This window comes from Streptomyces spongiicola (assembly GCF_003122365.1).
GTDB lineage: Bacteria > Actinomycetota > Actinomycetes > Streptomycetales > Streptomycetaceae > Streptomyces > Streptomyces spongiicola.
Genome location: NZ_CP029254.1, coordinates 3,624,154 through 3,647,723, shown reverse-complemented (window position 1 = coordinate 3,647,723; position 23,570 = coordinate 3,624,154). Strand labels below are relative to the sequence as shown.

The window sequence follows — 23,570 nt, the reverse complement described above, 5'->3', positions numbered from 1 at the left end:
TTACGGAAGAGGGTGAACTGCGAGTGGGGCAGAAGGCGGCGGTACGGCGGTGGCGGCCGTGCCGTTCGCCAGGCGGTCGGGGAAGGCCTCGCTCAGCAAGGCGTGCACCGCGTCCGCGAACCGCCGTGGCTGCTCCACCATGGCGAAGTGGCCGCAGTCGTCGAAGAGTTCGAACCTGCCGTCGGGCAGCGCCCCAGCCAGCGTGCGGGCGTCGCCGGGCGGGGCGGCGAAGTCCTCCGTGCCGGCCACCACCAGCACCGGCAGGCGCAGCGCGGCGACATCGAGGTGAGGGCTGCGCAGGTACGCCCCGAAGAACTGCTGCCAGCCGTAGGGACCGATCCGGTCCCGCACCCGCATCGCCATGGCGGCGCGCAGCGCGGGCGCGATGCGGTCACCCGCGCCGATCCGCAGCCCCTCTTCGAGGATGCGGTGGAAGCCGCTCAGGTAGTACAGGGCGTCGTCCCAGGTGAAGTCCCCGGGACTGCGCCGATGGAAGGGCGCCACGACCACGGCGGCTCGCGGCCCGCGGCCAGCTGCCCGGCGGGCCAGCACCTCCAGGGCCGGTCCCGCGGTGAAGGAGTGCACGATGACCGCGTCGACCCCGCCGGGCATCGCGTCGAGTGCCCGCTCCACGTGCTCCGCCGGGTCGTCGTGCACGCTCCACCCGGGGTCGCCCTCGGCTCCCCATGGCAGGACTCCCTCCCAGATCTCGACGCCGTCCAGGGCCAGTTCCTCGTACGACCGCCACACGGAGGTGGCCCCGGCCAGCCCGTGCAACAGCAGCATCCGCACCGGTGAGGAGCCGCCCCGGGCCGCCCGCCGCAACCGCACGGTGGACGTCCGCTGCCCATGGAACCCCAGCAGCCCGGTCGCCATGCCACCGCCGGCTGGTCCGCCGACCGGTTCGGCGGGATGGCGAGGCTGGGCCTGGCCCTTCGGCGCTCCGGACGGCGATCGGTCCTGCAGTTCGGGTGCCGGGCCGCCGGCGTCCGTTTCGCCCGGGCCGCGATGCCCGCCCCGGCCCGTCCGCGCTTCGCCGGCCGGCTCACCCAGCACGCGGGTCGTCGTCTCCGAAGACGCGTCGGCCGGCGGCCACGGTACCTCGTACCTGCTCATCGAATGCCGCCCACGGACTCCATCGGCACGGCTTCGGTCCTGGGCGACGCTGTTCCGGGCCCCGCCGACACCGTTGCGGGGCCGGTCAGCAGCAGGGCCGCGCTCGCGTCGTCCCAGCCCGCGTCGCCGGTGCCCGCGCTGGCGAGCACCGCCTCGGCGTCATCGGGACGACCACCGGCCCGGCCGTCCAGCCAGACGGCCGCCGCCGCGCACTGCAGTACGCCGAGCGCACCCGAGGCAGGTCCGTACAGGGCGGACAGGTCGTGGACGGGCGCGCTGCCCGCCCCGGTGCCCAGCCCCGCCGCTGGAGCCGTCACCCCCTCCGGGTGTTCCGGCACGCACCACAGCCCGATCCGCCCGGCATGCCGGGACCGCACCGCGGCGACCGCCTCGGCGTGGTCGCCTCGGCGGGCGTAGGGCCCCACGGCGGCCAGGTGCCGCGCGCCCCGGGCACGCACCGACGCGGCCGACTCCACGACCAGCGCGACCGCCCCGTCGAACAGTTCGGGAACCGCAGCCGGGTCCTCCGCGACCGGGGCCTCGGGCGTGCCCGTGACATGCCGGACGGCAGCGTTGTCCGGCTCGACGCCCAGGACCAGGACCCGTTCGACCCGGCCGGCTGCGATCAGCAGCCGGGCCCAGTTGACGGCGTCCAGGCCGGACGTCGGCCCGTTGCACAGCGTAAGGTTGGCGCCGCGCAGCCCGTGCGTGATGGCCACCCAGGAGGCCACGACGTTGCTGGAGGTGGCGGGCAGCATCATGGGGCTGGTCGCCAGGTAGGTGGATTCGGCGATGGTCTGCACGGTCTCGCAGACCGTGTCGGCGTTGCCGTAGTTCGTGCTGGCCACGACGCCCACGCTCTCGCCGGGGACGGTGAGGCCCCCGTTGTCGTCGGTGAGCCCGGCCGCGCGCAGGGCGTCCGCGGCCGCGGCCATGCCGAGCTTTGTGGCGCGGTCCTTGTAGCGCAGCCCGCGCCCCTTGAGCCGGGAGACGGGGTCGGCTTCGTCCCGGTGGCCGACGGGCAGCGGCCCGAGCAGATCCTGCGGCCCGGTCAGCCCGCGTACGGCGGCGCCGAGCCCGGTGATCACCGCGCACGCCGTGCGTCCGGTACTCACTTGCCTCCTCCCTCGGGATGCATCGGGTGCCGCAGCGCTTCGTCGGCGACACGCTCCACGACCGCGACCGCGTTGAGCCCGCCGAACCCGAACGAGTCGATCTGTGCCAGCCGCAGCGGCTCCTGAGGCCGCACGGTGCCTCCTCGCACCAGGCGGAAGCCGGCCACGGCGTCCACCGGGTCGTCGAGATACACCGTCGGCGGGATGGTGCCGGTGCGCATCACGTCGACCGCCGCGACCAGGCTGTGCAGTCCGGAGGCTCCCGCGGTGTGCCCGGTCATCGACTTGATCGCCGTCATGTAGGGGGAGGGGGACAGGCCCGCGAACACCGTGCCGAGCGCGCTCGACTCGGCCTCGTCGTTCAGCGGGGTGCCGGTGCCGTGCAGCATGACCAGGTCGATGTCCGCAGGCCGTACCCCGGCCCTGCGGTGCGCTTCGTGGACGGCAGCGGTGATGCTCTTCGCGTCCGGTGCCGACGAGTGGTAGGCGTCGCAGTTGACGGCGACCCCCCGCACCCGGGCGTGCACCCGGGAGCCCGGCCCGGGCCCGTCCGCCTCCCGGCGCAGCACCACCGCCACCGCGCCCTCGCCCTGGAGCATCCCGCGCCGCTCCCGGTCGAACGGCCGGACGCGGTCGGGGGCTTCGGCATAGCAGCGGTCGAGCAACCCGTAGGTGCTCTCGGTGATGGTGTCGACCCCGGCCACGACGACGGTGTCCGCCGCGTCCAGGTCGAGCAGGTCGGCGCCCAGCGCAAGCGTGTACAGCGACGCCGAGCAGGCGTTGGCGACGGTGTGGGTGTCAGCGGCGCCGAACCGGTGCCGCAACATGGTCCCGAAGTGCAGGTCGGCCGCGTCGAACGGGATCCCGCCCCGCCACGAGAGCTCCACCGAGCGCAGCTCGCGCAGGGTGGTGCCCACGAGCACCGGCACCTCCGACAGGTCGTCGCCGAGTCCGGCGTCCGCCGCGGCCTGTGCCACCGCACGTTCGAGCCAGCGGGTCGCCCGCAGCGGCACGTCCACGCCCGGCGCCGGACGGTCGTCGATCTCGTACGCCACTTGTGCGCGGAACTTTTCCCGGTCGTAGCCGTGCAGCGGTCCGAGCCCGCTGCGGCCGGCGATCAGCGAGTCGAAGATCTCCTCGACGTCGGCACCGATGCTGGCGACGGCGCCCATCCCGGTCACGATCCAGCTCATGCCGCGCTCCCCACGGGCTCCGTACGCTCCGCGTCGCGGTACGCCCCGAGGATCAGCACCGCGTTGTTGCCGCCGAACGCGAGCGCGTTGTTCTGCACAACGTTCAGCTCCGCCTCGACGGCCCGGTTGGGCACGCAGTCGACACCGCACTCCGGGTCGGTCTCACGGTGGTTGATGGTCGGCGGGATGAATCCCTCGGTGATCGCCAGCGCACAGGCCGCCGCGGCGACCGCGCTGGCCGCCCCCATGCTGTGGCCGATCATCGATTTGATGGAGACCGTGCGCGGCATGGACCCCTCGCCGAACACCTGGCGGATCGCGCCCGCCTCCGTGATGTCGTTGGCCTCGGTGCCGGTGCCGTGCGCGGAGACGAAGTCGACCTGATCCGGCGTCACCCCGGCGTTGCGGTGGGCGAGCCGGATCGTCCGCGCGATGCTGTCCCGGTCCGGGGCGACCGGGTGCAGGGCGTCGCAAGCGAGCCCGTACCCGAGCACCTCGGCGTAGATGCGGGCTCCGCGGGCGAGCGCGGAGTCGAGGCTCTCCATCAGGAGGATGCCCGCTCCCTCGCCGGTGAGGATGCCCTCGCGGTCCTTGTCGAAGGGCCGGCACACCTCAGGGGCGATGGTGCCGAGCCGGTAGAAGCCGGTGAACGTCTTGCGGCACGCGGCGTCGGCGCCACCGCACAGGGCGATGTCGACATCACCGCTGCGCAGGGCGTCGTAGCCGTAGCCGACCGCGTAGTTGCCCGCAGCGCACGCGGTCGGAATCGTCACGGCCTCCACGTCCTCCAACTCCAGCTCGCGCACGATGCCGGCCGACAGGCGCCCGGCCGGGACGCGCCGGGCGACGGCCGGGACGCGCCGGGCGACGGCCGGGTCGTATGCGCCGGGGCCACCGTCCACGCTCGCGGCGACGAGTTGGTCGAGGTCGCGGGACTCGCCGTCCGTGGTGCCCACCGACACCAGGGAGCGGCGGGAGCGCACGTCCGCCAAAGTCAGGCCGGCGTCCTCGACCGCCATCCGCGCGGCGGCGGCCGAGAACTGGCTCGCCCTGCCCAGTTCCTCGGGGTCCTGCCGCGTGATCCAGCGTTCCGGCGCGAAGTCGGTGACCTCGCAGCCGTTGGCGTGGGCGAATCCGGTCGTGTCGAACGCGGTGATCGGCTTGACGCCGCTGCGTCCCTCGCGGAGCCCGGCTGTGAAGGCCTCGACACCGATGCCGATGCTGGTGACCACACCGAGTCCGGTGATGACCACCCGGCGGCCGGCGCCCTCGGGGTCAGGGCTCCGGCAAAGTCGCCCTGTAGGGCTGTGACGTGGTGTTTCTGCGTGAGATGAGGGTGCGCGGGCGTGTTCAGGTCGGGTTGGATGGAGGTTCCTACGCCGTCCGTCCGTCCGAGAGAACAACGCCCGCGCCATGTCATCGTCTCGCATCTCCGCGCCTGTCCGCATGCTCGTTCCGGATCATGAGCTTCTCGTCGACCTGCTCGGTCGGATACCCGATCCGCGCCGTCGGCGCGGGGTCCGTCATTCGGTGGGCGCTCTGATCGCGGTCGCGGTGTGCGCGGTGATCGCCGGGGCACGGGGGTTCACGGCGATCGGGGAGTGGGCCCGGGACGCGGGGGCCGACGCCTTGGGCCGGCTGGGTCTGGAGCGGGGGTCGGTGGACGAGTCGACGCTGCGCCGTCTGTTCGCGAGGCTGGACGCGGACCGTCTCGACGCGGTGCTGGGGGCCTGGGCCGTGACGCGGGCCGCGTTGGTCGCGGGCCGGCGGGTGATCGCCGTCGACGGCAAGACGGTCCGCGGCGCCCGCGGCGACAGCTCTTCCGCGCCGCACCTGGTCGCCGCCCTCGCTCACGGATCCGGGGCGGTGCTCGGCCAGGTCGCGGTGGGGGAGAAGAGCAACGAGATCCCCGCCGCCCGCCGCCTGCTCCAACTCCTGGACCTGGACGGCGTGGTCGTCACGATGGACGCACTGCACACCCAGCACGACACCGCAGCGCTGGTGACAGAGGCCGGCGCCGATTACGTCCTGACCGTGAAGGCCAACCAGAAGTCCTTGTACAACCAGCTCAAGGCCCTGCCCTGGGCCCGGATGCCCGCCCTCACCAGGACCGAGCGCGGACACGGACGCCGCGTCACCCGCACGATCAAGGTCGCCGACGTGCCCGCCTGGATCGGCTTCACCGCAGCCACGCAAGTCGCCCGACTACGGCGCACCGTCACCAGGAAGGGCAGGCGGACGGTCGAGATCGTCTACCTGATCACCAGCGCGGACGCCCACACCGCGCCGCCGGCACTCCTGGCCGCATGGGTGCAGTCGCACTGGCAGATCGAGAACCGCCTGCACTGGATCCGCGACGTCACCTTCGACGAAGACCGCTCCCAGGTCCGCACCGGCAACGCACCCCGCGTCATGGCCGCCCTGCGCAACACCGTCATCACCCTGCTCCGCCTGCACGGCCACCACAACATCGCCGCCGCCCTACGACATCACGCCCGCGACACCGACCGCCCCATCAACCTGATCCTGACCGCATGATCAACGACTTTGCCGGGACCCTGCCCTCGGGGTGCGGGCGCCGGGGCCCGCCGTGACCTCGCTCATCCGTGCTGATCGAAGCATTCATCAAAAGCTCACCCATCTGGCGGTCGGGACGACGGATCAGCTTTGAGCGGCCTCGGTCACCACCGCGTACACGCCCTCCAGGTTGACCATGCGGCTGAGCTCGCTCTGGTCGATCGTCACTTTCTGGGTCCGCTCCAGGGCGGCGAGGATCTCGATCGCGCGCAGCGAGTCCGCGTCGTGCTCCTCCTTGAAGAGGCTGGTTTCGGTGACCTCGTCCTCGTCGATCTCGAGGATGTCGCAGATGATTTCCTTGATCTCCTGCTTGCGGGCAGCGTCAAGGCCGTTCGTCAAGCTCACGTTGGTCATCTCGACTCCAATGCGGGATCGGTATCGGAGTCCGGTAACTCCGCCCGTGTGAGTCGAGGGTGGAATCGGCCGCTATACGCGGCCTATACGGTCCGACTCCACCAGCCGGCCCATCTGCTTGGCGCGCAGTCCCGTCATGCAGCCCGACCAGCCAGGTCGCGCAGGCCCAGCGCTGCACCAAGGCGGGGCCGACTACCTGCACCAGCTCACCGGCGGCCGGGCGGACCGCCTGGGCTACCTTCTGCGCAGCGGGGCCATACGGGCCATCCGGGACGGCACCGAATGCCTCACCCACGCGCTGTTCGACGACCTCGCCGCACCTTGGCGCGACTCACGCACGAGATGACCTCCCGAAGGCCATCTGTGGCGGGACAGTGGTAGCCCCCGCAGACCACTCTGGCCATCTACCCAGAACGAACGGGGAACCTCCGTGCCCACTAAACCCTTTCACTCGCTTTTCCATTCGAGCAGCGAATAGGCAACTGAGACAAAAAGGAACTTCAGCTTCTCCAGCTTCCTCGCACCTCGCCCAGTTACGGCGAAGGCGGGACATATATGGCCGACTGCCCCTTCCGTGGCGGCATGGCCTTTCAGGCGACAGAGAAGATCGTCCCGGACGCCCCTCCGGAAACGCTCGAAGAAGCGGTCCGAAAATACGATGCGGCGCTGGGAGAATGTGACACCGACATCGCTGGTCTTGAGCAGTTGCTGCTGAAGAAGCGAGAGCATCGCATGCGGCTCGCCTCCGGGAAGGAGGAAGCCTGGGCGGCTCTGACGTGTACCCAGTCGGCGCTGAAGACCGCTCGCGAGATGTTCGCCCCGCAGCAGAAGATCACCGGCTCGCCCCGCAGCCAGGCAGGCCACTCACTATCGTCCCCGCAGACACGCAGCTTCCCAGCGCGACACCCCCCACCGATCCACCCGAACCTGGAGGCTACACATCCGCCGGTCCTCACGTCCCGACGGACGAGCCCGACACCGGTAGCACCAGCTCACAGCCGGAAGCGGCTAGCGAATCCCCCGACGAGGTGATCGTCCGGGGCTCCCGCATGAAGCAGATCCTCACGGTCATGGCTCAGCGCCCCGACGCCGACTGGGGCACCGGTGACGTCGCCACGCTCCTCGGCATCACCGAAAGCGACATCGCCGCCCGCCGTGCGCTACGCGAGAACCTGCGCAACCTTGCACGGCGCGGCGCCCTGGAACGAGTGACCGTCGAAGGCGACTTCCACACCTACTACCGGCCCCGCATGAACTGGAGATTCGCCTGACACAGGTGCCCGCCGGTCATCACCGCCGCAGGCTCCAGCCCCGCACAACTTAATAACCGCCGCCGCGTAGGACGACCCAGGGTTGCCCCCCTGAGTCTGCGGCGACGGCTATAGCCCGCTAAGGCTGTTTCCGACACTACCCGGCTCCGCCCGGACGTGTACGGCATTCGGCCATTTCACCCTGCCTCTTTTCGAGGAGCCGAATGTCCATGCGAATTCATCGCGGCGGATTGCCGGGTTCACGCCCGGGCCACAGATCCACGTCGAGTGTCTTCTCCAGGGTGGCGATCGTCAGCAGGTCAGGCCACACCTCTCCGGCGAGCACTCGGGTGACGGTCAGGCGGTCGATGCCCGTCCGTCGGGCCACTTCCACCATCGACCAGCCGTTGGCGTCGACCACCTTCCGCAGCCGCGCGGCCACTTCCTGGGCGACCCGCGCCCCGTGGTGGTCATCGAGCACAGCGCCCGGCCAGGTGCCCTCGAGGACGTACCCGACGGGCCTGCGGCTGCGCTTGTCTCCCTGTGGCACAGCAAAGAGTCTCGCCCATACGGACCTCCCGGGATGACGGCGGCCGCCACTCTCACCGAATGTTATTGGAATATTACCCCGCCCGGGGTCTATTCCTGGTGGAGAGTCACGATGGACGCGATCGAGCAGTACCGCCCCAAGCTTCCCGGCCCGGTCTGGGAGCGAATCGGCGCGGACTGCCGTCGTGCAGTAACCAAGGCCAAGCCCGCCACGCCGAAGGAGGCACGCGACTGGCTTGGAGCCCTGGTGTACGCCGCCGCTCACGCGGACGCCTGCGGACAGTCCACGAGAGTCGAGCAGTTGCTCACTCCCGAGTCGATCGAGTGGTACTTGGCAACCGGCTACCTGCACGCCGACGAGTCGTCCCGCTCCAACCGCCGCTGCCGACTCAACAAGCTCCGCCGCGCCCTGCTCGGCCCCGACCTGACCACCGGCGCCCCGGCGGCGTACACCGGCTCTGATCCCTCCCGCCCCTACACGAAGTCGGAGCAGGCCCTGCTGTACGCCTCCGCCCGCGCCCAGCCCACCGACGAACTCCGCTACGGCTCCCTGGCCCTGCTCGCCCTCGGTCTCGGCTGCGGCCTGGACTCACCCGAGATCATCCCGCTGCGCACCCACGACATCCGCGAAGCGCCCAACGGCGCGGTCGCCGTCTCGGTGCGCGGGCGAAGGAAGCGGATCGTGCTGTGCCGCAACGCCTGGGCCCCGGTCCTCACCGAGGCCACCGCCCGGGCCTCCCTCCCCGGCCAGGCCCGCTACCTCTTCCGCCCCGCGAGCCACGCCCGGGGCACCAACACCGTCACCAACTTCCTGGCCCGCACCAAGCAAACCCCCGGCACACCGGCCCTGGTGATGGGCCGGGCCCGCGCCACCTGGCTCGTCGACGCCGTCGAGGCACGCATGCACCTGCCCACCCTCATGGCAGCCGCCGGCCTGACCACTCTCCGCTCGATCGACCGGATCCTGCCCCACGTCCGCAACCTCCCGCCCGACCAGGCCGCCGCCATGCTGAGGGAGCTGTAGATGACCAGCCGCCTCGACCGCCACGCGCACATCGCCACGCTCCGTACCCGCCGCCTGCCCATCCCCGACGCCGAAGTCCACCAGGTACCGGCCGCGCTCGACGACTCCGGTCTCGTCTCCGAGGTCGAACCCCTCGTCGCCCAGTCCACCGGCCGCAGCCGCACACTCGGTGTACGGTCCCTGCTCCTGGGAATGTGTCTGGCCGCCGCACGCAACGCCGGCACCGTCACCCTGACGTCGGTCACGAACCTTCTGTACTTCGCCCTGTCCGACCAGGCACGCGAGCAACTCGGTGTCCCCCGCTACCCCGACCACGCCAACGGCTTCGAAGCCGCGTACGGAGTCGTCCGACGCCTGTTCCACCGCATCGAGGAAGCCGTCGACCCCTCACCGCTGCCCAAGAACCACCGCCTCGACCGCGACCTGGTCGCATGCCTCCTCAGCGAGGCCGATCCCGACGAGCTCACTCGTAAACGATCACTCATGCCTTGGATCGCCAACCGGATCCTCGCCATGTCCCTGCGCGACGCCCACGTCCTGCTGGAAGGGCGCTGGAACGGCTCGGCCGCCCTGGACGCCACCGTCATCGGCACGTACGCGAAAGGGCTGTCGTCCGACAGCCCGGTCACGGCGAGCGATCCCGACGCCGGCTGGTACGTCCGCACCGCCAAGCACAAGGACCCCCTCGTGACAGACGTGCCGGCGCAGGAGCGGGTCAAGAAGCGCCTGTTCGGCTACGACGCCTGCCTCGTCGTCGCGCGCGACCCCGACCACGACGGCGCACCGCTGCCCGACGGATCGGCCAACCCCGACGTCGTCCCGTCCCTGGTCGTCGCCTTCTCCCTCGACAAGCCCAGCCATCGCCCCTCCGAAGTCGCCCTCGAAGCCCTCCAGCACGTCGATCCCCGCTACCCCCGCGGCTACCTCGCCGGCGACCGCCTCTACCCCGACCAGAAGGCGCACAAGTTCCAGCTCCCCATCCGAGCCCTGGGCTACCAGCCCGTCTACGACTACGCCAAGGACCAGCTCGGCGTGCAGGCCCAGTTCGCCGGGGCAGAACTCATCGAGGGCAACTGGTACTGCCCCTCCATGCCCCAGCCCCTCAAGGACGCCACCAAGGACCTCGTCGGCAAGAAGATCGACAAGCAGACCTGGATCAACCGCATCCGACAACGCACCGCCTACCTCTTCATGCCCAAGCAGCGCACCGACGCCGAAGGCCACCGCCGCATGATGTGCCCCGCCGAGGCCAACCGGGGCCAGTGCTCCCTCAAGCCCTACACCCTCGGCCGGGGCATCCATCTGCCCCTCATCGACCCCGCCCCCAGCCCCGTCGGCTCGCCCACGGCCTGTACCCAGCGCACCATCACCCTCCCGCCCGAGGCCGGCGCCCAGCTCTGGCAGCCCCTCCAGTACGGCACCGCAGAGTGGCAGCGCGTCTACTTCCGGCTACGCAACGCCATCGAGGGCATGAACGGCTTCGGCAAGGACCCCTTCTACGAGCGCCTGGAGTCCGGCGGCACCCGCCGCATCCGCGGCATCGCCGCCCAGGCCATCCTCCTGGCCTTCCAGCTCGCCCACGCCAACAAGCGCAAGCTCGCCGCCTGGGCCGGCAGCATCGCGCTCCACGGCGACCACCCCCACCGCCGCCCCACCCGCCGACGCAAGACCAAACCCCTGGGCACCTGGACCCCCGAGGGATACCTCACCGAGACGACCGCATAGGACGTAAGCGAGGTCACACCCAGGCAGGCCAACTGAAGATCAACAAACCAACACGCGGAACCCGACTGCCCGGCGGCTCCCCAGCCGCCGGGCAGTCACGCGTGCAAGCGCCACACCCACCTGACCAGCAGGGAAAAGCGAAACGGTCGGCATCATCATCGCGATGCCGACCGTTTCGTCGGTGATAGAAGGACACTTTCGCCGGTGTCCCTTGGTGCGCGAGGGGGGAGTTGAACCCCCACGCCCTTGCGGGCACTGGAACCTGAATCCAGCGCGTCTGCCTATTCCGCCACCCGCGCAATTGGGTGCTGCCGCCGTGTCCCTCACCCGTTCGGTGCGAGCGCCTGGCGACATGCAGAAGATTAGCACGCTGCGGAGGGTGGGTTCACATCCGTTGTTCCGGGGGCTCCCGGCAGCGGAGGAAGGGAGCTGACGCCTGCCGGGCACGGCCTCGCACCGCGGTCGGGCCCGGCGGCGCTGCTACGGCGGCTCCACGGCTCCGGTCCGCTTCAGGGCCACGGTTCCGGTCCGCTCCACGACTCCGGCTCCGGCTCCGGCTCCGGAGCCCCGGTCGTGGCTGGGGACCCTGGCCGTGGTCGGGGCCGTAGGCGGAAACCCTTCGGCAGAACCCATCGGCGGAAGTCTCCCGGCGGAAGCGACTGCACCGGGAGCCGGCAGGCGGAGTCGCAGGCCGGGCAGCCTCGCGGCCCCTGCGGCCCCCGCAGCCCCCGCGGTGTCGAGGACGCCCGGCGGAGGGACCACCCGGAGCGGGAGCACGGCAGCACCGACGGGAGCAGTAGCAGAAGCGGAAGCAAGAAGCAGAAGCAAGAAGCAAGAAGCAGAAGCCGTGCAGAGGTGGAGAAGAGGGAAAGGGTGGGAAGGCAGGGCTGCAAGCCGAGAACACCGACAACCGGATAGGGACAACCGCACACCGACAAGACAACCGGCCACCGACAAGCCGGAGAGGGACAACCGGACACGGACGACCTCAGAGGGACGGCCCGCAGGACTCGGCGCGGCCGCCGGCACTCCGCCCGGGTGCGCGGTGCACCTCCCCCCGCTCCCCCGGGGCGCACCCCGGGTGCGGGACACTGGCAGCAGGCCGCCTCTACGATCCGTGTGAGAGGTGACACTCATCGACGGGGCAGACAAGGGGAACCAGCCGATTTCCCGACGCGTGGATACGATCAGTAAGCAGTACCAGGGCGACACCGACGGAGGAGGTGCCACATGGGAGTTCTGAAGCGTTTCGAGCAGAGGCTCGAAGGCCTGGTCAACGGCACCTTCGCCAAGGTTTTCAAGTCCGAGGTCCAGCCGGTCGAGATCGCGGGCGCCCTCCAGCGCGAGTGCGACAACAACGCGACCATCTGGAACCGGGACCGCACGGTCGTCCCCAACGACTTCATCGTGGAACTGAGCACACCCGACTACGAGCGTCTCAGCCCCTACTCCGGCCAGCTCGGCGACGAGCTCTCGGGCCTGGTCCGGGACTACGCCAAGCAGCAGCGCTACACCTTCATGGGCCCGATCAAGGTCCATCTGGAGAAGGCCGACGACCTCGACACCGGTCTCTACCGGGTGCGCAGCCGCACCCTGGCGTCGAGTACGTCACAGTCGCCCGGCCCGGCGCCCGCGGGCCCGGGAGCGGGTCACACGGGCACCCCGCAGGGGCCCCAGCGCGGCGGCTACGGCTACCCTCCTGCCGGTGCGCCTCCCATGCCGTCCGCCCCGCCGCCCGGCGGTGGCAGGCCCGGCCAGGGAGCGGCCCCCGGCGGGCGTCCGACGGCGTCCGGCCCGGTGCCGGGCACCCAGGTGCGCCGCTGGATCGAGATCAACGGCACCCGCCACCAGATCTCCCGCCCGACGATGGTGCTGGGCCGCAGCACCGACGCCGACGTGCGGATCGACGACCCCGGCGTCTCCCGCCGGCACTGCGAGATCCGGACCGGAACGCCCTCGACGATCCAGGATCTCGGGTCCACCAACGGCATCGTGGTGGACGGGCAGCACACCACCCGCGCTACGCTCCGCGACGGCTCGCGGATCGTCGTGGGCAGCACCACCATCGTTTACCGGCAAGCCGAAGGGTGAAGCGGGGGCAATGTCAGAGCTGACCCTGACGGTCATGCGGCTGGGTTTCCTGGCCGTTCTGTGGCTGTTCGTCATCGTGGCCGTCCAGGTCATCCGCAGCGATCTGTTCGGGACCCGCGTCACGCAGCGCGGGTCCCGGCGCAGCGCCGACCCGCGGCCGCAGCAGGCCGCCCGCCAACCCGCCGCGCCTCCGCAGCAGCGCCAGCGCAGGGGGGCGCCCACGAAGCTGGTCGTGACCGAGGGCTCCCTCACCGGCACCACGGTCGCGCTGCAGGGCCAGACGATCACGCTGGGCCGGGCGCACGACTCCACCATCGTGCTGGACGACGACTACGCCTCCAGCCGGCATGCCAGGATCTACCCGGACCGTGACGGCCAGTGGATCGTCGAGGACCTCGGTTCCACCAACGGCACCTATCTCGACCGGACCCGCCTCACCACTCCGACACCGATTCCGCCGGGCGCGCCGATCCGTATCGGCAAGACCGTCATCGAGCTGCGGAAGTAGTACGACAATGAGCGAGCGGAGCGAGCGAGCCGCGGCGGTCCGCACGGAGGACCCCGCAGTGGTCCCGGCGAGGGACCGGGGCAGGCTCCCGACCGGAGGGTGGGCAGTGTGGCTCGAGACCGGCTGTACCCCGAAGCAGCGTCGACAGGGCAGGTGGGCATGAGTCTGTCACTGCGCTTCGCCGCCGGATCGCACAAGGGCATGATCCGGGAGGGGAACGAGGACTCCGGCTACGCCGGCCCGCGTCTCCTCGCGATCGCCGACGGTATGGGCGGCCAGGCGGCCGGCGAGGTCGCCTCCTCGGAGGTCATCTCCACCCTCGTCCAGCTCGACGACGACATCCCCGGCTCGGACATCCTCACCTCGCTCGGTACCGCGGTGCAGCGGGCGAACGAGCAGCTGCGCGTGATGGTCGAGGAGGACCCCCAGCTCGAGGGCATGGGCACCACGCTGACCGCGCTGCTGTGGACCGGTCAGCGGCTCGGTCTCGTACATGTCGGCGACTCCCGTGCGTATCTGCTCCGCGACGGGGCGCTGACCCAGATCACCCAGGACCACACCTGGGTGCAGCGGCTGGTCGACGAGGGCCGGATCACCGAGGAGGAGGCCACCACCCATCCGCAGCGGGCCCTGCTGATGCGGGCTCTCGGCAGCGGCGACCATGTGGAGCCCGATCTCTCCATCCGCGAGGTCCGGGCCGGCGACCGCTATCTGATCTGCTCCGACGGGCTGTCCGGGGTGGTGTCCCATCAGACGCTGGAGGACGCCCTCGCCAGCTACCAGGGGCCGCAGGAGACCGTGCAGGAGCTGATCCAGCTCGCGCTGCGCGGCGGCGGCCCCGACAACATCACGTGCATCGTCGCGGACGTGCTGGACACGGACTCCGGCGACACCCTCGCCGGCGCGCTCAGCGACACGCCGGTGGTCGTCGGCGCGGTCGCCGAGAACCAGGCGCAGCTGGGCGACGGCGGGGCGATGCAGACCCCCGCCGGCCGCGCGTCCGGCCTCGGGCGGTCCGCCCCGCCGTCCTCGGCGGGCGGCTTCGGTCCCCCCGGAAGCGGTGACGGCGTCGGCTACGACGGGATGCCGCCGGAGGGCGGCTACGGCGCCTACGCGGACGAGGACTTCGTCAAGCCGCGCCGCGGCCGGAAGTGGCTGAAGAGATCCTTCGTCATCACTCTCGCGCTGGGGGTCGTCGGCGCCGGTCTCTACGGCGGCTACCGCTGGACACAGACCCAGTACTACGTCGGCGCGAACGACGACCATGTCGCGCTGTACCGGGGCATCAGCCAGGACCTGGCCTGGGTCTCGCTCTCGAAGGTGGAGAAGGACCACCCCGAGATCGAACTCAAGTACCTGCCGCCCTACCAGCAGAAGCAGGTCGAGGAGACCATCACCGAGGGCAGCCTCGGCGACGCCCGCGACAAGATCGAGAAGCTCGGCGCGCAGGCCGCCGTGTGCAAGAAGGACGAGGAGCGCCGAGCGGCCGCGGGCCGTGCCGCGAGCACACCGCCGGTCGAGGGCCAGGCCGGTGGGACGACCGGTGTCACCCCCTCGAGCCGGTCCGCCCAGTCTGCCCAGTCCGCCCAGTCCGCCCAGACACAACCGACCGCAGCGTCTCCCTCTCCGGGCCCCACCCTCTCGGAGGAGGAGCAGAAGCTGGCCTCGAACTGCGGCAAGCAGTAAGCACCCGTAGGGGGGCCTTTCTCCACCATGAGCGTTGTCACCAACACCACCACCATCGGCGCGATCGACGCCCCGAGCCGCCGCAACACCGAGCTTGTGCTGCTCGCCTTCGCCGTCGCGATCCCGGTGTTCGCGTACCTCAACGTCGGCCTCGCCCTCGACGGCGAGGTGCCTTCCGGGATGCTCGGCTACGGGCTCGGCCTCGGGCTGATGGCGTCCGTCGCCCATATCGTGGTGCGCAAGTTCGCCCGGTACGCGGACCCGCTGCTGCTGCCGCTGGCGACGCTGCTCAACGGGCTGGGGCTGGTGCTGATCTGGCGGCTGGACCAGTCGCCCCGGCTGAACGCGCGCCCCGACTTCGCCCCGCAGGCGACGAACCAGCTCATGTACTCGGCGCTCGGCATCGCCCTGTTCGTCGGCGTCCTGATGATCCTGAAGGACCACCGGGTCCTCCAGCGCTTCACCTACATCTCGATGGCGGCGGCGCTGGTCCTGCTGCTCCTGCCGCTCGTGCCGGGTCTCGGGGCCGACGTCTTCGGCGCGAAGATCTGGATCCGGGTGGGCGGGTTCTCCATCCAGCCCGGTGAGTTCGCGAAGATCGTGATCGCCGTCTTCTTCTCCGGCTATCTGATGGTGAAGAGAGACGCCCTCGCGCTGGCGAGCCGGCGGTTCATGGGCCTGTACCTGCCACGCGGCCGCGACCTCGGCCCGATCCTCACGATCTGGGCGATGAGCCTGCTGATCCTGGTCTTCGAGAACGACCTCGGCACCTCGCTGCTGTTCTTCGGCATGTTCGTGGTCATGCTGTACGTGGCCACGGAGCGGACCAGCTGGATCGTCATGGGCCTGCTGATGTCGGCGGGCGGTGCCGTGGTCGTCGCCCAGTTCGCGAGTCATGTGCAGTCCCGCGTCGCCGCCTGGCTCGACCCCTTCGGGTGCCTGGAGACGGCGCCCGAGGGCTCCAACATGATCAACGCCTGCGATCAGATGACCCAGGTCCTGATGTCGTTCGGCGCCGGCGGCACCCTCGGCACCGGTCTCGGCCAGGGCAACTCCGACCTGATCAGCTTCGCCGCCAACTCGGACTTCATCTTCGCCACCGTCGGCGAGGAGCTCGGGCTGACCGGCGTCATGGCCTTCCTGCTGCTGTACGGCCTGATCATCGAGCGCGGCATCCGCACCGCCCTGGCCGCGCGCGACCCGTTCGGCAAGCTGTTCGCGGTGGGCCTGTCCGGCGCCTTCGCGCTCCAGGTGTTCGTCGTGGCCGGCGGTGTGATGGGGCTCATCCCGCTGACCGGTATGACCATGCCGTTCCTCGCGGCCGGCGGCTCCTCCGTGATCGCCAACTGGGCCCTGATCGGCATCCTCATCCGTATCAGCGACACCGCGCGCCGCCCGGCGCCGGCTCCCGCCCCGTCCCCCGATGCCGAGATGACCCAGGTGGTCCGACCGTGAACAAGCCTCTGCGCCGCATCGCGATCTTCTGCGGCATCCTGGTCCTCGCCCTGCTCATCCGGGACAACTGGCTGCAGTACGTCCGCGCGGACGAGCTCAACACGCACGAGCTCAACCGCCGGGTGCAGATCGAGCGCTACGCCCACCAGCGCGGCAACATCATCGTCGACGGCAAGCCCGTCACCGGTTCGGTCGAGACCAAGGGCAGCGACTTCAAGTACAAGCGCACCTACACCAACGGCCCCATGTGGGCTCCGGTCACCGGTTTCGCCTCGCAGGCCTTCGACGCCAACCAGATCGAGAAGCTCGAGGACGGGATACTGACCGGCAACGACGACCGGCTGTTCTTCGACAGCACGATGGCGATGTTCACGGGCGAGAAGAAGAAGGGCGGCGATGTCGTCACCACCCTGAACGGCAAGGCCCAGGAGGCCGCGTTCAAGGGTCTCGGCGACAAGAAGGGCGCCGTCGCGGCGATCGACCCGCAGACCGGGAGGATCCTGGCACTGGCCTCGACGCCGTCGTACGACCCGTCGGTCTTCGCGGGCAACTCCCTCGAGGACTCGGAGAACCGCCAGAAGCTGCTCAACGACAAAGACAAGCCGATGGTGAACCGCGCGCTGCGCGAGACCTACCCGCCCGGCTCCACGTTCAAGGTGGTCACCGCGGCGGCGGCGCTGGAGAACGGCGTGGTCGAGGACATCGACGCGCCGACCGACACTCCCGAGCCGTACATCATCCCGCTCTCGCGGACGCCGATGAAGAACTCGCACGGCGACTGTGAGAAGGCGAGTCTCAACGCGGCCATGGAGGTGTCCTGCAACTCCGTCTTCGCCAACCTGGGTGACAAGGTGTCCCGGGACAAGATGGTGGAGACGGCCGAGAAGTTCGGCTTCAACGACGCCGAGATCGACACTCCGGTCCGCGCGTCCGCGTCCGTCTACAACAAGACCATGGACCGCGGCGGCAACGCCCTGTCCTCGATCGGCCAGTTCGACACGGCCACCACACCGCTTCAGATGGCCATGGTGACCGCGGCGATCGCCAACGACGGCAAGCTGATGAAGCCGTACATGGTCGACCAGCTGCGGGCGCCGGACCTGGACGTCGTCCAGACGTTCGAGCCGGAGGAGATGAGCCGGCCGGTGTCGCAGGAGAACGCGCAGCTCCTCCAGCAGATGATGGAGAACGTCGTGGAGCAGGGCACCGGTACCAAGGCCCAGATCGACGGCGTCACCGTCGGCGGCAAGACCGGCACCGCCCAGCACGGTGTCGGCAACAGCAAGCGCCCGTACGCCTGGTTCATCTCGTACGCCAAGGCCGACAACGGCTCGCCGGTCGCGGTCGCCGTGGTCGTCGAGGACTCCAGCGGTGTCGCGCGCGACGACATCAGCGGTGGCGGACTGGCCGCTCCGATCGCCCGTGACGTGATGAAGGCGGTGCTCGAGGGCAAGGAGTGACGGATGTCACCGGCCAGGCCTCTTCCCGCCTCATACCCCCACAATGCGATACCGGTCGCGTATCAGGTCCCGGCCATGGGCGGATGAGAAGCCCCGTGGCCGGTAGCGTATGCCCGAACAGCACACCGCCGGAGCACACACACAGGTGCGGTCGGGACTGACGGAGAGGGCTGGAACAGTTATGGAAGAGCCGCGTCGCCTCGGCGGCCGGTACGAGCTGGGCTCGGTGCTCGGCCGTGGTGGCATGGCCGAGGTCCACCTCGCCCACGACACCAGGCTCGGTCGCACCGTTGCCGTGAAGACGCTGCGGGTCGACCTCGCCCGTGACCCGTCCTTCCAGGCCCGGTTCCGCCGTGAGGCCCAGTCCGCCGCCTCGCTGAACCATCCCGCGATCGTCGCCGTGTACGACACCGGCGAGGACTACGTGGACGGCGTCTCCATCCCGTACATCGTGATGGAGTACGTGGACGGCTCGACGCTCAGAGAGCTGCTGCACTCCGGACGGAAGCTGCTGCCGGAGCGCACGCTCGAGATGACCATCGGCATCCTCCAGGCCCTCGAGTACTCGCACCGCAACGGCATCGTGCACCGCGACATCAAGCCGGCGAACGTCATGCTGACGCGCACCGGCCAGGTCAAGGTCATGGACTTCGGCATCGCGCGCGCCATGGGCGACGCGGGCATGACCATGACCCAGACCGCGGCCGTGATCGGCACCGCCCAGTACCTCTCGCCGGAGCAGGCCAAGGGCGAGCAGGTCGACGCCCGGTCCGACCTGTACTCCACCGGTTGTCTGCTCTACGAACTGCTGACGGTCCGGCCGCCGTTCGTCGGGGACTCCCCCGTGGCGGTCGCCTACCAGCACGTCCGGGAGGAGCCGCAGGCGCCGAGCGTCTTCGACCCCGAGATCACGCCCGAGATGGACGCGATCGTCCTGAAGGCACTGGTCAAGGACCCCGACTACCGCTACCAGTCCGCGGACGAGATGCGGGCGGACATCGAGGCGTGCCTCGACGGCCAGCCGGTCGCGGCGACCGCGGCGATGGGAGCCGTCGGCTACGGCGGCGCGTACGGTTCCCAGCAGGGGCGCGGCGGCGAGCAGTCGGCGACCGCGCTGCGCCAGTCGGACCCGGCCGGCCAGACGTCGATGCTGCCGCCCATGAACCCGAACGACGGCGGGTTCGGGGGGTACGACGACCGCCCGGACCGCCGGCGCCAGAAGAAGTCGAACACCTCCACCATCCTGCTCGTCGTCGCGGGCATCCTGGTGCTCCTGGGCGCGATCCTGATCGGCAAGGCGGTCTTCGGCCCGAACGACGGCGACGTCAGGGTCGACGTGCCGCGGCTGGTCGGCAAGACCTTCGAGGAGGCCGAGCAGCTCGGCGCGAACGCGAAGGTCGAGGTGGTCCAGTCCGGCACGGCTCGCTGCGACCAGCCCAAGGGCAGCGTGTGCAGCCAGACGCCGGACAGCGGCGTGATGGACGAGGGCGACACCATCCAGGTGGTCCTTTCCGAGGGGGCGCCGCTGGTCAAGGTGCCCAATGTCACGAAGGACTCCGAGGACGACGCCGTCAAGGAACTCAAGGACGAGGGCTTCGACGTCGAGACCGAGTCGGTCGAGTCCGAGCAGGAGGCCGGCACGGTCGTCGAGCAGGACCCCGCAGGCGGCACCCGGGTGGAGAAGGGCGAGACCGTCACCCTGAAGATCGCCAGACAGGCCACCAAGCCCGTACCGGATGTGGTGGGTCAGCAGTTCGACCAGGCCAACCAGCAGCTGACGACCCTCGGCTACACGGTGGTACGCCAGGATGTCGACGGCGCCGAGCCGGCGGGCCAGATCATCGCACAGGACCCGACCGCCGGGTCCCGGGAGGCCAAGGGCGTCACGATCACCCTGAAGGTCTCCAAGGGCCCGCAGACGCCTCAGGTGCAGATGCCCGAGGTGCGCAACCGCACCGTGGGCGAGGCCAAGGCCATCCTGCAGCAGGCCGGTTACACCAACATCCAGGTGCAGGGCGACCAGAACGACAAGGCCCGGGTGATCCAGCAGAGCCCGCAGCCCGGAAGCCAGACAGACCCGGCCCAGACACAGGTGGTCCTGCTCGCCCTCCGCGGTGACGACGGCGACAACGGCGGAGGCGGCTTCTTCGGCGGCCGGGGCGACTAGGGCGTGTCGCGAAGGCGGCTCCGTCCGCCCGCGCGGCGGGGCGGGGCGGGGCCCGCGGCGTGCGGTGCGTGAGGCGCGTGCGGTCGCAAGGCGGAGGATCGTCCTCGTACCGGATGCACCGCATGTACCGGATGCGTCGGACGCACCGGACGCGCCGGATGTACGGATGCGCCGGGATGGCTCCGGCGACGCGGCGCGGGACACCTCCCGTGCCCCGAGGGCGACCGGGGAGCGTGTGTCAGGCGCGGCGGGCCGGGAGGGACTTCACCACCCGCCCTGAGGGCCTGCGGCCGCGCGGTCGCGGGGCCCGCGCGCCGCGGGGTGGGTCTCCGCGCACCGTTCAGGCCCCGGGCACCTGACGACGGGGCCTGGGGTTCCGGTGGTCCTCGCAACGCCCACGTGCCTCGGGTGTCGGAAGGGCCGGGGTGCCGGGAGGACCGGAGTGCCGGAAGGGCCGGGGTGTCGGAAGGGCCGGAGTGCACCGGGGCGGCGGTGCTCGGGTTCAGCGGGCCGTTCCCGCAGTGGCCTCTTTCACGACTGCCGCAGTTCCGCGGGGGGCGTGCGCTCCCGGTCGACCTTCTCGATGCGCTCGAGTTCGCCCCACACGATGTAGCGGTATTCCGAGGTGTAGACGGGCGTACAGGTCGTCAGCGTGATGTAGCGGCCGGGTTTCGTCCTGCCCGACTCCTTCGGGACGGGCTGGAGCACGTCCACGTTGTACTTGGACGTCTCCTTGAGGTCGTTGAAGACCTTGTAGACGTACCAGGAGTCGACGGTCTCGAAGACGATCGAGTCACCCGCCTTGATCTTGTGGATGTTGTGGAACTTGGCGCCGTGGCCGTCCCGGTGAGCGGCGAGTGTGAAGTTGCCCCGCTTGTCGGACGGCAGCGCCGACTTGATCGGGTCGAGGTAGTAGCCCGCCACCCCGTTGTTGAGGGTCCCGGGGTCGGTGCCCTTCCTGACCAGGATCTCCCCGTTGCCCATGGCGGGCACGTGCAGGAAGCCGATGCCGTCACCGGTGTCCAGCGCGCCGGGCCCGCCGGCCCAGCGGTCGCGGACCCGCTCGCCCTGCTCCGCGGCCTCGCGGTCGGCGAGGACGTTCGTCCACCACAGCGAGTAGGCGACGAAGAGGCCCAGCACCAACCCCGCGGTGATCAGCAGCTCGCCGAAGACACTGATGACGCCGGCGATCCGGCTGCGTGCACGTGCCACTGCACCTGTCCCTGTCCCTGTCCGGTCCGTGGATTTCCGTCGTCCGGGCCGCGCCCGTCCGTCAGCCGACGAGAGCGTCCGGCTTGCCCTTGCCGCGCGGACGTTCCTCGACCATCTTGCCCCACACGATCATGCGGTACGTACTCGTGAACTCGGGCGTGCACGTGGTCAGCGTGATGTACCGGCCGGGCCCGGTGAAGCCGGAGCCGGCCGGCACGGGGGCGATCACCCCGATGTTCGAGGGCGGGGTCTGCGGCAGGATGTTCCGCATCTCGTACGTGTAGTACATGTCCTGGGTCTCGACGACGATCGGGTCGCCCTGCGTGAGCTGGTTGATGTACCGGAACGGTTCGCCGTGGGTGTTGCGGTGCCCGGCGACCGCGAAGTTGCCCTGCCGGTCCTCGGGCATCGCCGTCTTGAGCCCGCCCTCGGCGTAGTGGCCGACCATCCCCCGGTCCAGCACCTGCTGCTTGTCGATGCCCTCGGCGATCGGTACCACGACGTCGAGCTTGGGGATGTGCATGATGGCGAACCCCTGGCCCGGCTCGAACTCGCCGGGCGCGCGGCCCTTCGCCCACTCGTCCTGGATCTTGTTCGCGGCGGCGTTCGCCTGCTGGCCGGCCAGGATGTTGGTCCACCACAGCTGGTAGGTGACGAAGAGCAGCATCAGCACGCCGATGGTGATGAACAACTCGCCGAAGGCGCGGCTGGCGATCACGGCCGGGCTGTCCTTGGCCGCCCGGGCGGCTCTGCGCGCCTCGACGCGGGAGAGCGGGGCGCCCGTCTGGGAGGGTTTCGGTGCCGGCGGCGGCACGGTCGGTGCCCGGCGCCTGCGGCCCCGTCCCTGTGCCTTCGCCGCCCTGCGGCGCTCCGCGCGGCCGCCGGTCGGCTGCCCGGGCTCCGACGGGCCGGTGCCCGGCGCCTGCGGCCCCGCGCCGGTGTCACCGGACGGGAGGTACTCCCCGGAGGGGGGGAAGGGCGAGGCCACGACCGCGGTGGGATGGTGCGCTCCCCGGTCCGGCCGGGGCGGGTAGCCGGAGTCCGCCGCGGTCTCGGTCCGGTACCGGACCTGGTCCCGGGACCGCTCCGCGGCCTCGGGGTACGCCTGCTGCCCGTACCAGTCCTCCTGGTAGGCCGCCCCGGGGTGGTGGCCGCGGTCGGGCCACTCCTGAGGCGCGGACTGCTGCGGGCCGCGCTGTCCGGGAACCTCCGGAGCGCGGTACCACGGCGGTCCCCCCTCGCCGCTCACGCCAGGGCCTTGCCCACCACCGGCGCGAGCCCCGCGGCTCGGCCCACCGCGCCCGTGTCCCCGCATTCCGCCAGCCAGTTGGCCAGCATCAGATGGCCGTGCTCCGTGAGCACCGACTCGGGGTGGAACTGCACGCCCTCCACCCGCTTCCGCCGATGGCGCAGACCCATGATGATGCCGTCCTGGGTACGGGCCGTGACCTCCAGCTCGTCCGGGACGGTCGCCGGTTCCGCGGCCAGCGAGTGGTAGCGGGTGGCGGTGAAGGGGGACGGCAACCCGGCGAACACGCCCTTGCCCTCGTGCCGCACCGGCGAGGTCTTGCCGTGGAGCAGTTCGGGAGCCCGGTCGACCACCCCGCCGTAGGCCACGGCCATCGCCTGCATGCCGAGGCAGACTCCGAAGACGGGCACGCCGGTGGCCGCGCAGTGGCGGACCATCTCGATGCACACCCCGGCCTGTTCGGGCGCGCCCGGCCCGGGGGACAGCAGCACACCGTCGAAGCCGTCCCGGGCATGGGCCGTGGACACCCGGTCGTTGCGCACGACCTCGCACTCCGCGCCCAACTGGTAGAGGTACTGGACGAGGTTGAAGACAAAGCTGTCGTAGTTGTCGACGACGAGAATCCGCGCGCTCACTGGCCGTCCACCGTCACGTCGTTGAACGGAAGCAGGGGCTCCGCCCAGGGGAACACGAACTGGAACAGCCCGTACACGGCCGCGAGGGCCAGCACGAGCGAGATGAGCGCCCGCACCCATGCGTTGCCCGGCAGATGCCGCCAGATCCAGCCGTACATGCCGTCCCTTTCCTTTCGGTACGGGACCAGATTAGAGGGCGCGCGG

General features: G+C 70.5%; 22 protein-coding genes and 1 tRNA gene. 11 read left to right on the top strand and 12 right to left on the bottom strand.

Annotated elements, in window-relative coordinates:
- From DDQ41_RS16055 to DDQ41_RS16040, 4 genes are all read right to left on the bottom strand, one after another.
- Entirely contained in the window at window positions 1-876 is an 876-nt protein-coding gene (locus DDQ41_RS16055) for an alpha/beta fold hydrolase (RefSeq protein WP_162602694.1), read from the bottom strand.
- 236 nt (window positions 877-1,112) lie between these two features.
- Window positions 1,113-2,231: a beta-ketoacyl synthase N-terminal-like domain-containing protein gene (locus tag DDQ41_RS16050; RefSeq protein WP_109295106.1), complete on the bottom strand. Its 1,119-nt coding sequence runs from the start codon at window positions 2,229-2,231 to the stop codon at window positions 1,113-1,115.
- The gene (locus tag DDQ41_RS16045; protein ID WP_109295105.1) at window positions 2,228-3,424 is read right to left on the bottom strand and encodes a beta-ketoacyl synthase N-terminal-like domain-containing protein; all 1,197 of its coding nucleotides are present in this window, start codon (window positions 3,422-3,424) and stop codon (window positions 2,228-2,230) included. The genes DDQ41_RS16050 and DDQ41_RS16045 overlap by 4 nt, the downstream gene beginning before the upstream one ends.
- Window positions 3,421-4,677 carry a beta-ketoacyl-[acyl-carrier-protein] synthase family protein gene (locus DDQ41_RS16040; RefSeq protein ID WP_109295104.1) on the bottom strand — a complete coding sequence of 419 codons (1,257 nt, stop codon included), beginning with the start codon at window positions 4,675-4,677 and terminating at the stop codon, window positions 3,421-3,423. Before DDQ41_RS16040 ends, DDQ41_RS16045 begins: the two co-directional genes overlap by 4 nt.
- 193 nt (window positions 4,678-4,870) lie before the next feature.
- On the opposite strand from DDQ41_RS16040, the gene DDQ41_RS16035 reads away from it, so the two are divergent.
- Window positions 4,871-5,962, top strand: a complete 1,092-nt coding sequence (locus tag DDQ41_RS16035; protein ID WP_262508401.1) for an ISAs1 family transposase — start codon at window positions 4,871-4,873, stop codon at window positions 5,960-5,962.
- Between the two features lie 123 nt (window positions 5,963-6,085).
- Here the strand turns inward: DDQ41_RS16035 and DDQ41_RS16030 are convergent, their stop codons facing one another.
- On the bottom strand, window positions 6,086-6,355 hold the full coding sequence (locus tag DDQ41_RS16030) for an acyl carrier protein (RefSeq protein WP_033946703.1): 270 nt from the start codon (window positions 6,353-6,355) through the stop codon (window positions 6,086-6,088).
- Window positions 6,356-6,491: 136 nt separating this feature from the next.
- On the opposite strand from DDQ41_RS16030, the gene DDQ41_RS31325 reads away from it, so the two are divergent.
- A complete protein-coding gene (locus DDQ41_RS31325) occupies window positions 6,492-6,701 on the top strand; it encodes a hypothetical protein (protein ID WP_116427535.1) in 210 nt (69 codons plus the stop codon).
- 101 nt (window positions 6,702-6,802) lie between these two features.
- Here the strand turns inward: DDQ41_RS31325 and DDQ41_RS16025 are convergent, their stop codons facing one another.
- Window positions 6,803-7,219, bottom strand: coding sequence for a hypothetical protein (locus DDQ41_RS16025; protein ID WP_147317697.1), 417 nt, complete (start codon window positions 7,217-7,219; stop codon window positions 6,803-6,805).
- A gap of 185 nt (window positions 7,220-7,404) precedes the next feature.
- On the opposite strand from DDQ41_RS16025, the gene DDQ41_RS16020 reads away from it, so the two are divergent.
- The gene (locus DDQ41_RS16020; protein ID WP_162602693.1) at window positions 7,405-7,626 is read left to right on the top strand and encodes a hypothetical protein; all 222 of its coding nucleotides are present in this window, start codon (window positions 7,405-7,407) and stop codon (window positions 7,624-7,626) included.
- Between the two features lie 217 nt (window positions 7,627-7,843).
- Here DDQ41_RS16020 and DDQ41_RS16015 read toward each other — a convergent pair whose 3' ends face one another.
- The gene (locus DDQ41_RS16015) at window positions 7,844-8,155 is read right to left on the bottom strand and encodes a helix-turn-helix domain-containing protein (RefSeq protein ID WP_109295101.1); all 312 of its coding nucleotides are present in this window, start codon (window positions 8,153-8,155) and stop codon (window positions 7,844-7,846) included.
- A gap of 111 nt (window positions 8,156-8,266) precedes the next feature.
- On the opposite strand from DDQ41_RS16015, the gene DDQ41_RS16010 reads away from it, so the two are divergent.
- Entirely contained in the window at window positions 8,267-9,178 is a 912-nt protein-coding gene (locus DDQ41_RS16010; RefSeq protein ID WP_109295100.1) for a hypothetical protein, read from the top strand.
- Entirely contained in the window at window positions 9,179-10,903 is a 1,725-nt protein-coding gene (locus DDQ41_RS16005) for a hypothetical protein (RefSeq protein ID WP_262508475.1), read from the top strand.
- 212 nt (window positions 10,904-11,115) lie between these two features.
- On the opposite strand, the gene DDQ41_RS16000 is transcribed toward DDQ41_RS16005, so the two are convergent.
- Window positions 11,116-11,202 (bottom strand) — tRNA-Leu (locus DDQ41_RS16000).
- A 931-nt stretch (window positions 11,203-12,133) separates the two neighbouring features.
- Here DDQ41_RS16000 and DDQ41_RS15995 point away from each other — a divergent pair.
- From DDQ41_RS15995 to pknB, 6 genes are all read left to right on the top strand, one after another.
- Window positions 12,134-12,994 carry an FhaA domain-containing protein gene (locus DDQ41_RS15995; RefSeq protein ID WP_109295099.1) on the top strand — a complete coding sequence of 287 codons (861 nt, stop codon included), beginning with the start codon at window positions 12,134-12,136 and terminating at the stop codon, window positions 12,992-12,994.
- A 10-nt stretch (window positions 12,995-13,004) separates the two neighbouring features.
- Entirely contained in the window at window positions 13,005-13,502 is a 498-nt protein-coding gene (locus tag DDQ41_RS15990) for an FHA domain-containing protein FhaB/FipA (protein ID WP_109295098.1), read from the top strand.
- Between the two features lie 159 nt (window positions 13,503-13,661).
- Window positions 13,662-15,188 (top strand): Stp1/IreP family PP2C-type Ser/Thr phosphatase, encoded by a 1,527-nt coding sequence (locus DDQ41_RS15985; RefSeq protein WP_109295097.1) that lies wholly within the window; start codon window positions 13,662-13,664, stop codon window positions 15,186-15,188.
- A 27-nt stretch (window positions 15,189-15,215) separates the two neighbouring features.
- Window positions 15,216-16,643: an FtsW/RodA/SpoVE family cell cycle protein gene (locus DDQ41_RS15980; protein ID WP_109295096.1), complete on the top strand. Its 1,428-nt coding sequence runs from the start codon at window positions 15,216-15,218 to the stop codon at window positions 16,641-16,643.
- Window positions 16,640-18,103: a peptidoglycan D,D-transpeptidase FtsI family protein gene (locus DDQ41_RS15975; protein ID WP_109295095.1), complete on the top strand. Its 1,464-nt coding sequence runs from the start codon at window positions 16,640-16,642 to the stop codon at window positions 18,101-18,103. Before DDQ41_RS15980 ends, DDQ41_RS15975 begins: the two co-directional genes overlap by 4 nt.
- A gap of 181 nt (window positions 18,104-18,284) precedes the next feature.
- Window positions 18,285-20,270, top strand: a complete 1,986-nt coding sequence (pknB, locus tag DDQ41_RS15970) for a Stk1 family PASTA domain-containing Ser/Thr kinase (protein WP_109295094.1) — start codon at window positions 18,285-18,287, stop codon at window positions 20,268-20,270.
- Window positions 20,271-20,801: 531 nt separating this feature from the next.
- Here pknB and DDQ41_RS15965 read toward each other — a convergent pair.
- The 4 genes from DDQ41_RS15965 to DDQ41_RS31705 all read right to left on the bottom strand — a co-directional run bounded on the left by DDQ41_RS15965 (window position 20,802) and on the right by DDQ41_RS31705 (window position 23,524).
- On the bottom strand, window positions 20,802-21,482 hold the full coding sequence (locus tag DDQ41_RS15965; RefSeq protein WP_109295093.1) for a class E sortase: 681 nt from the start codon (window positions 21,480-21,482) through the stop codon (window positions 20,802-20,804).
- A gap of 61 nt (window positions 21,483-21,543) precedes the next feature.
- Window positions 21,544-22,731, bottom strand: a complete 1,188-nt coding sequence (locus DDQ41_RS15960; protein ID WP_109295092.1) for a class E sortase — start codon at window positions 22,729-22,731, stop codon at window positions 21,544-21,546.
- On the bottom strand, window positions 22,728-23,366 hold the full coding sequence (locus DDQ41_RS15955; RefSeq protein WP_109295091.1) for an aminodeoxychorismate/anthranilate synthase component II: 639 nt from the start codon (window positions 23,364-23,366) through the stop codon (window positions 22,728-22,730). Before DDQ41_RS15955 ends, DDQ41_RS15960 begins: the two co-directional genes overlap by 4 nt.
- Window positions 23,363-23,524, bottom strand: a complete 162-nt coding sequence (locus DDQ41_RS31705) for a hypothetical protein (protein WP_109295090.1) — start codon at window positions 23,522-23,524, stop codon at window positions 23,363-23,365. The genes DDQ41_RS15955 and DDQ41_RS31705 overlap by 4 nt, the downstream gene beginning before the upstream one ends.
- Window positions 23,525-23,570 lie beyond the last annotated feature (46 nt).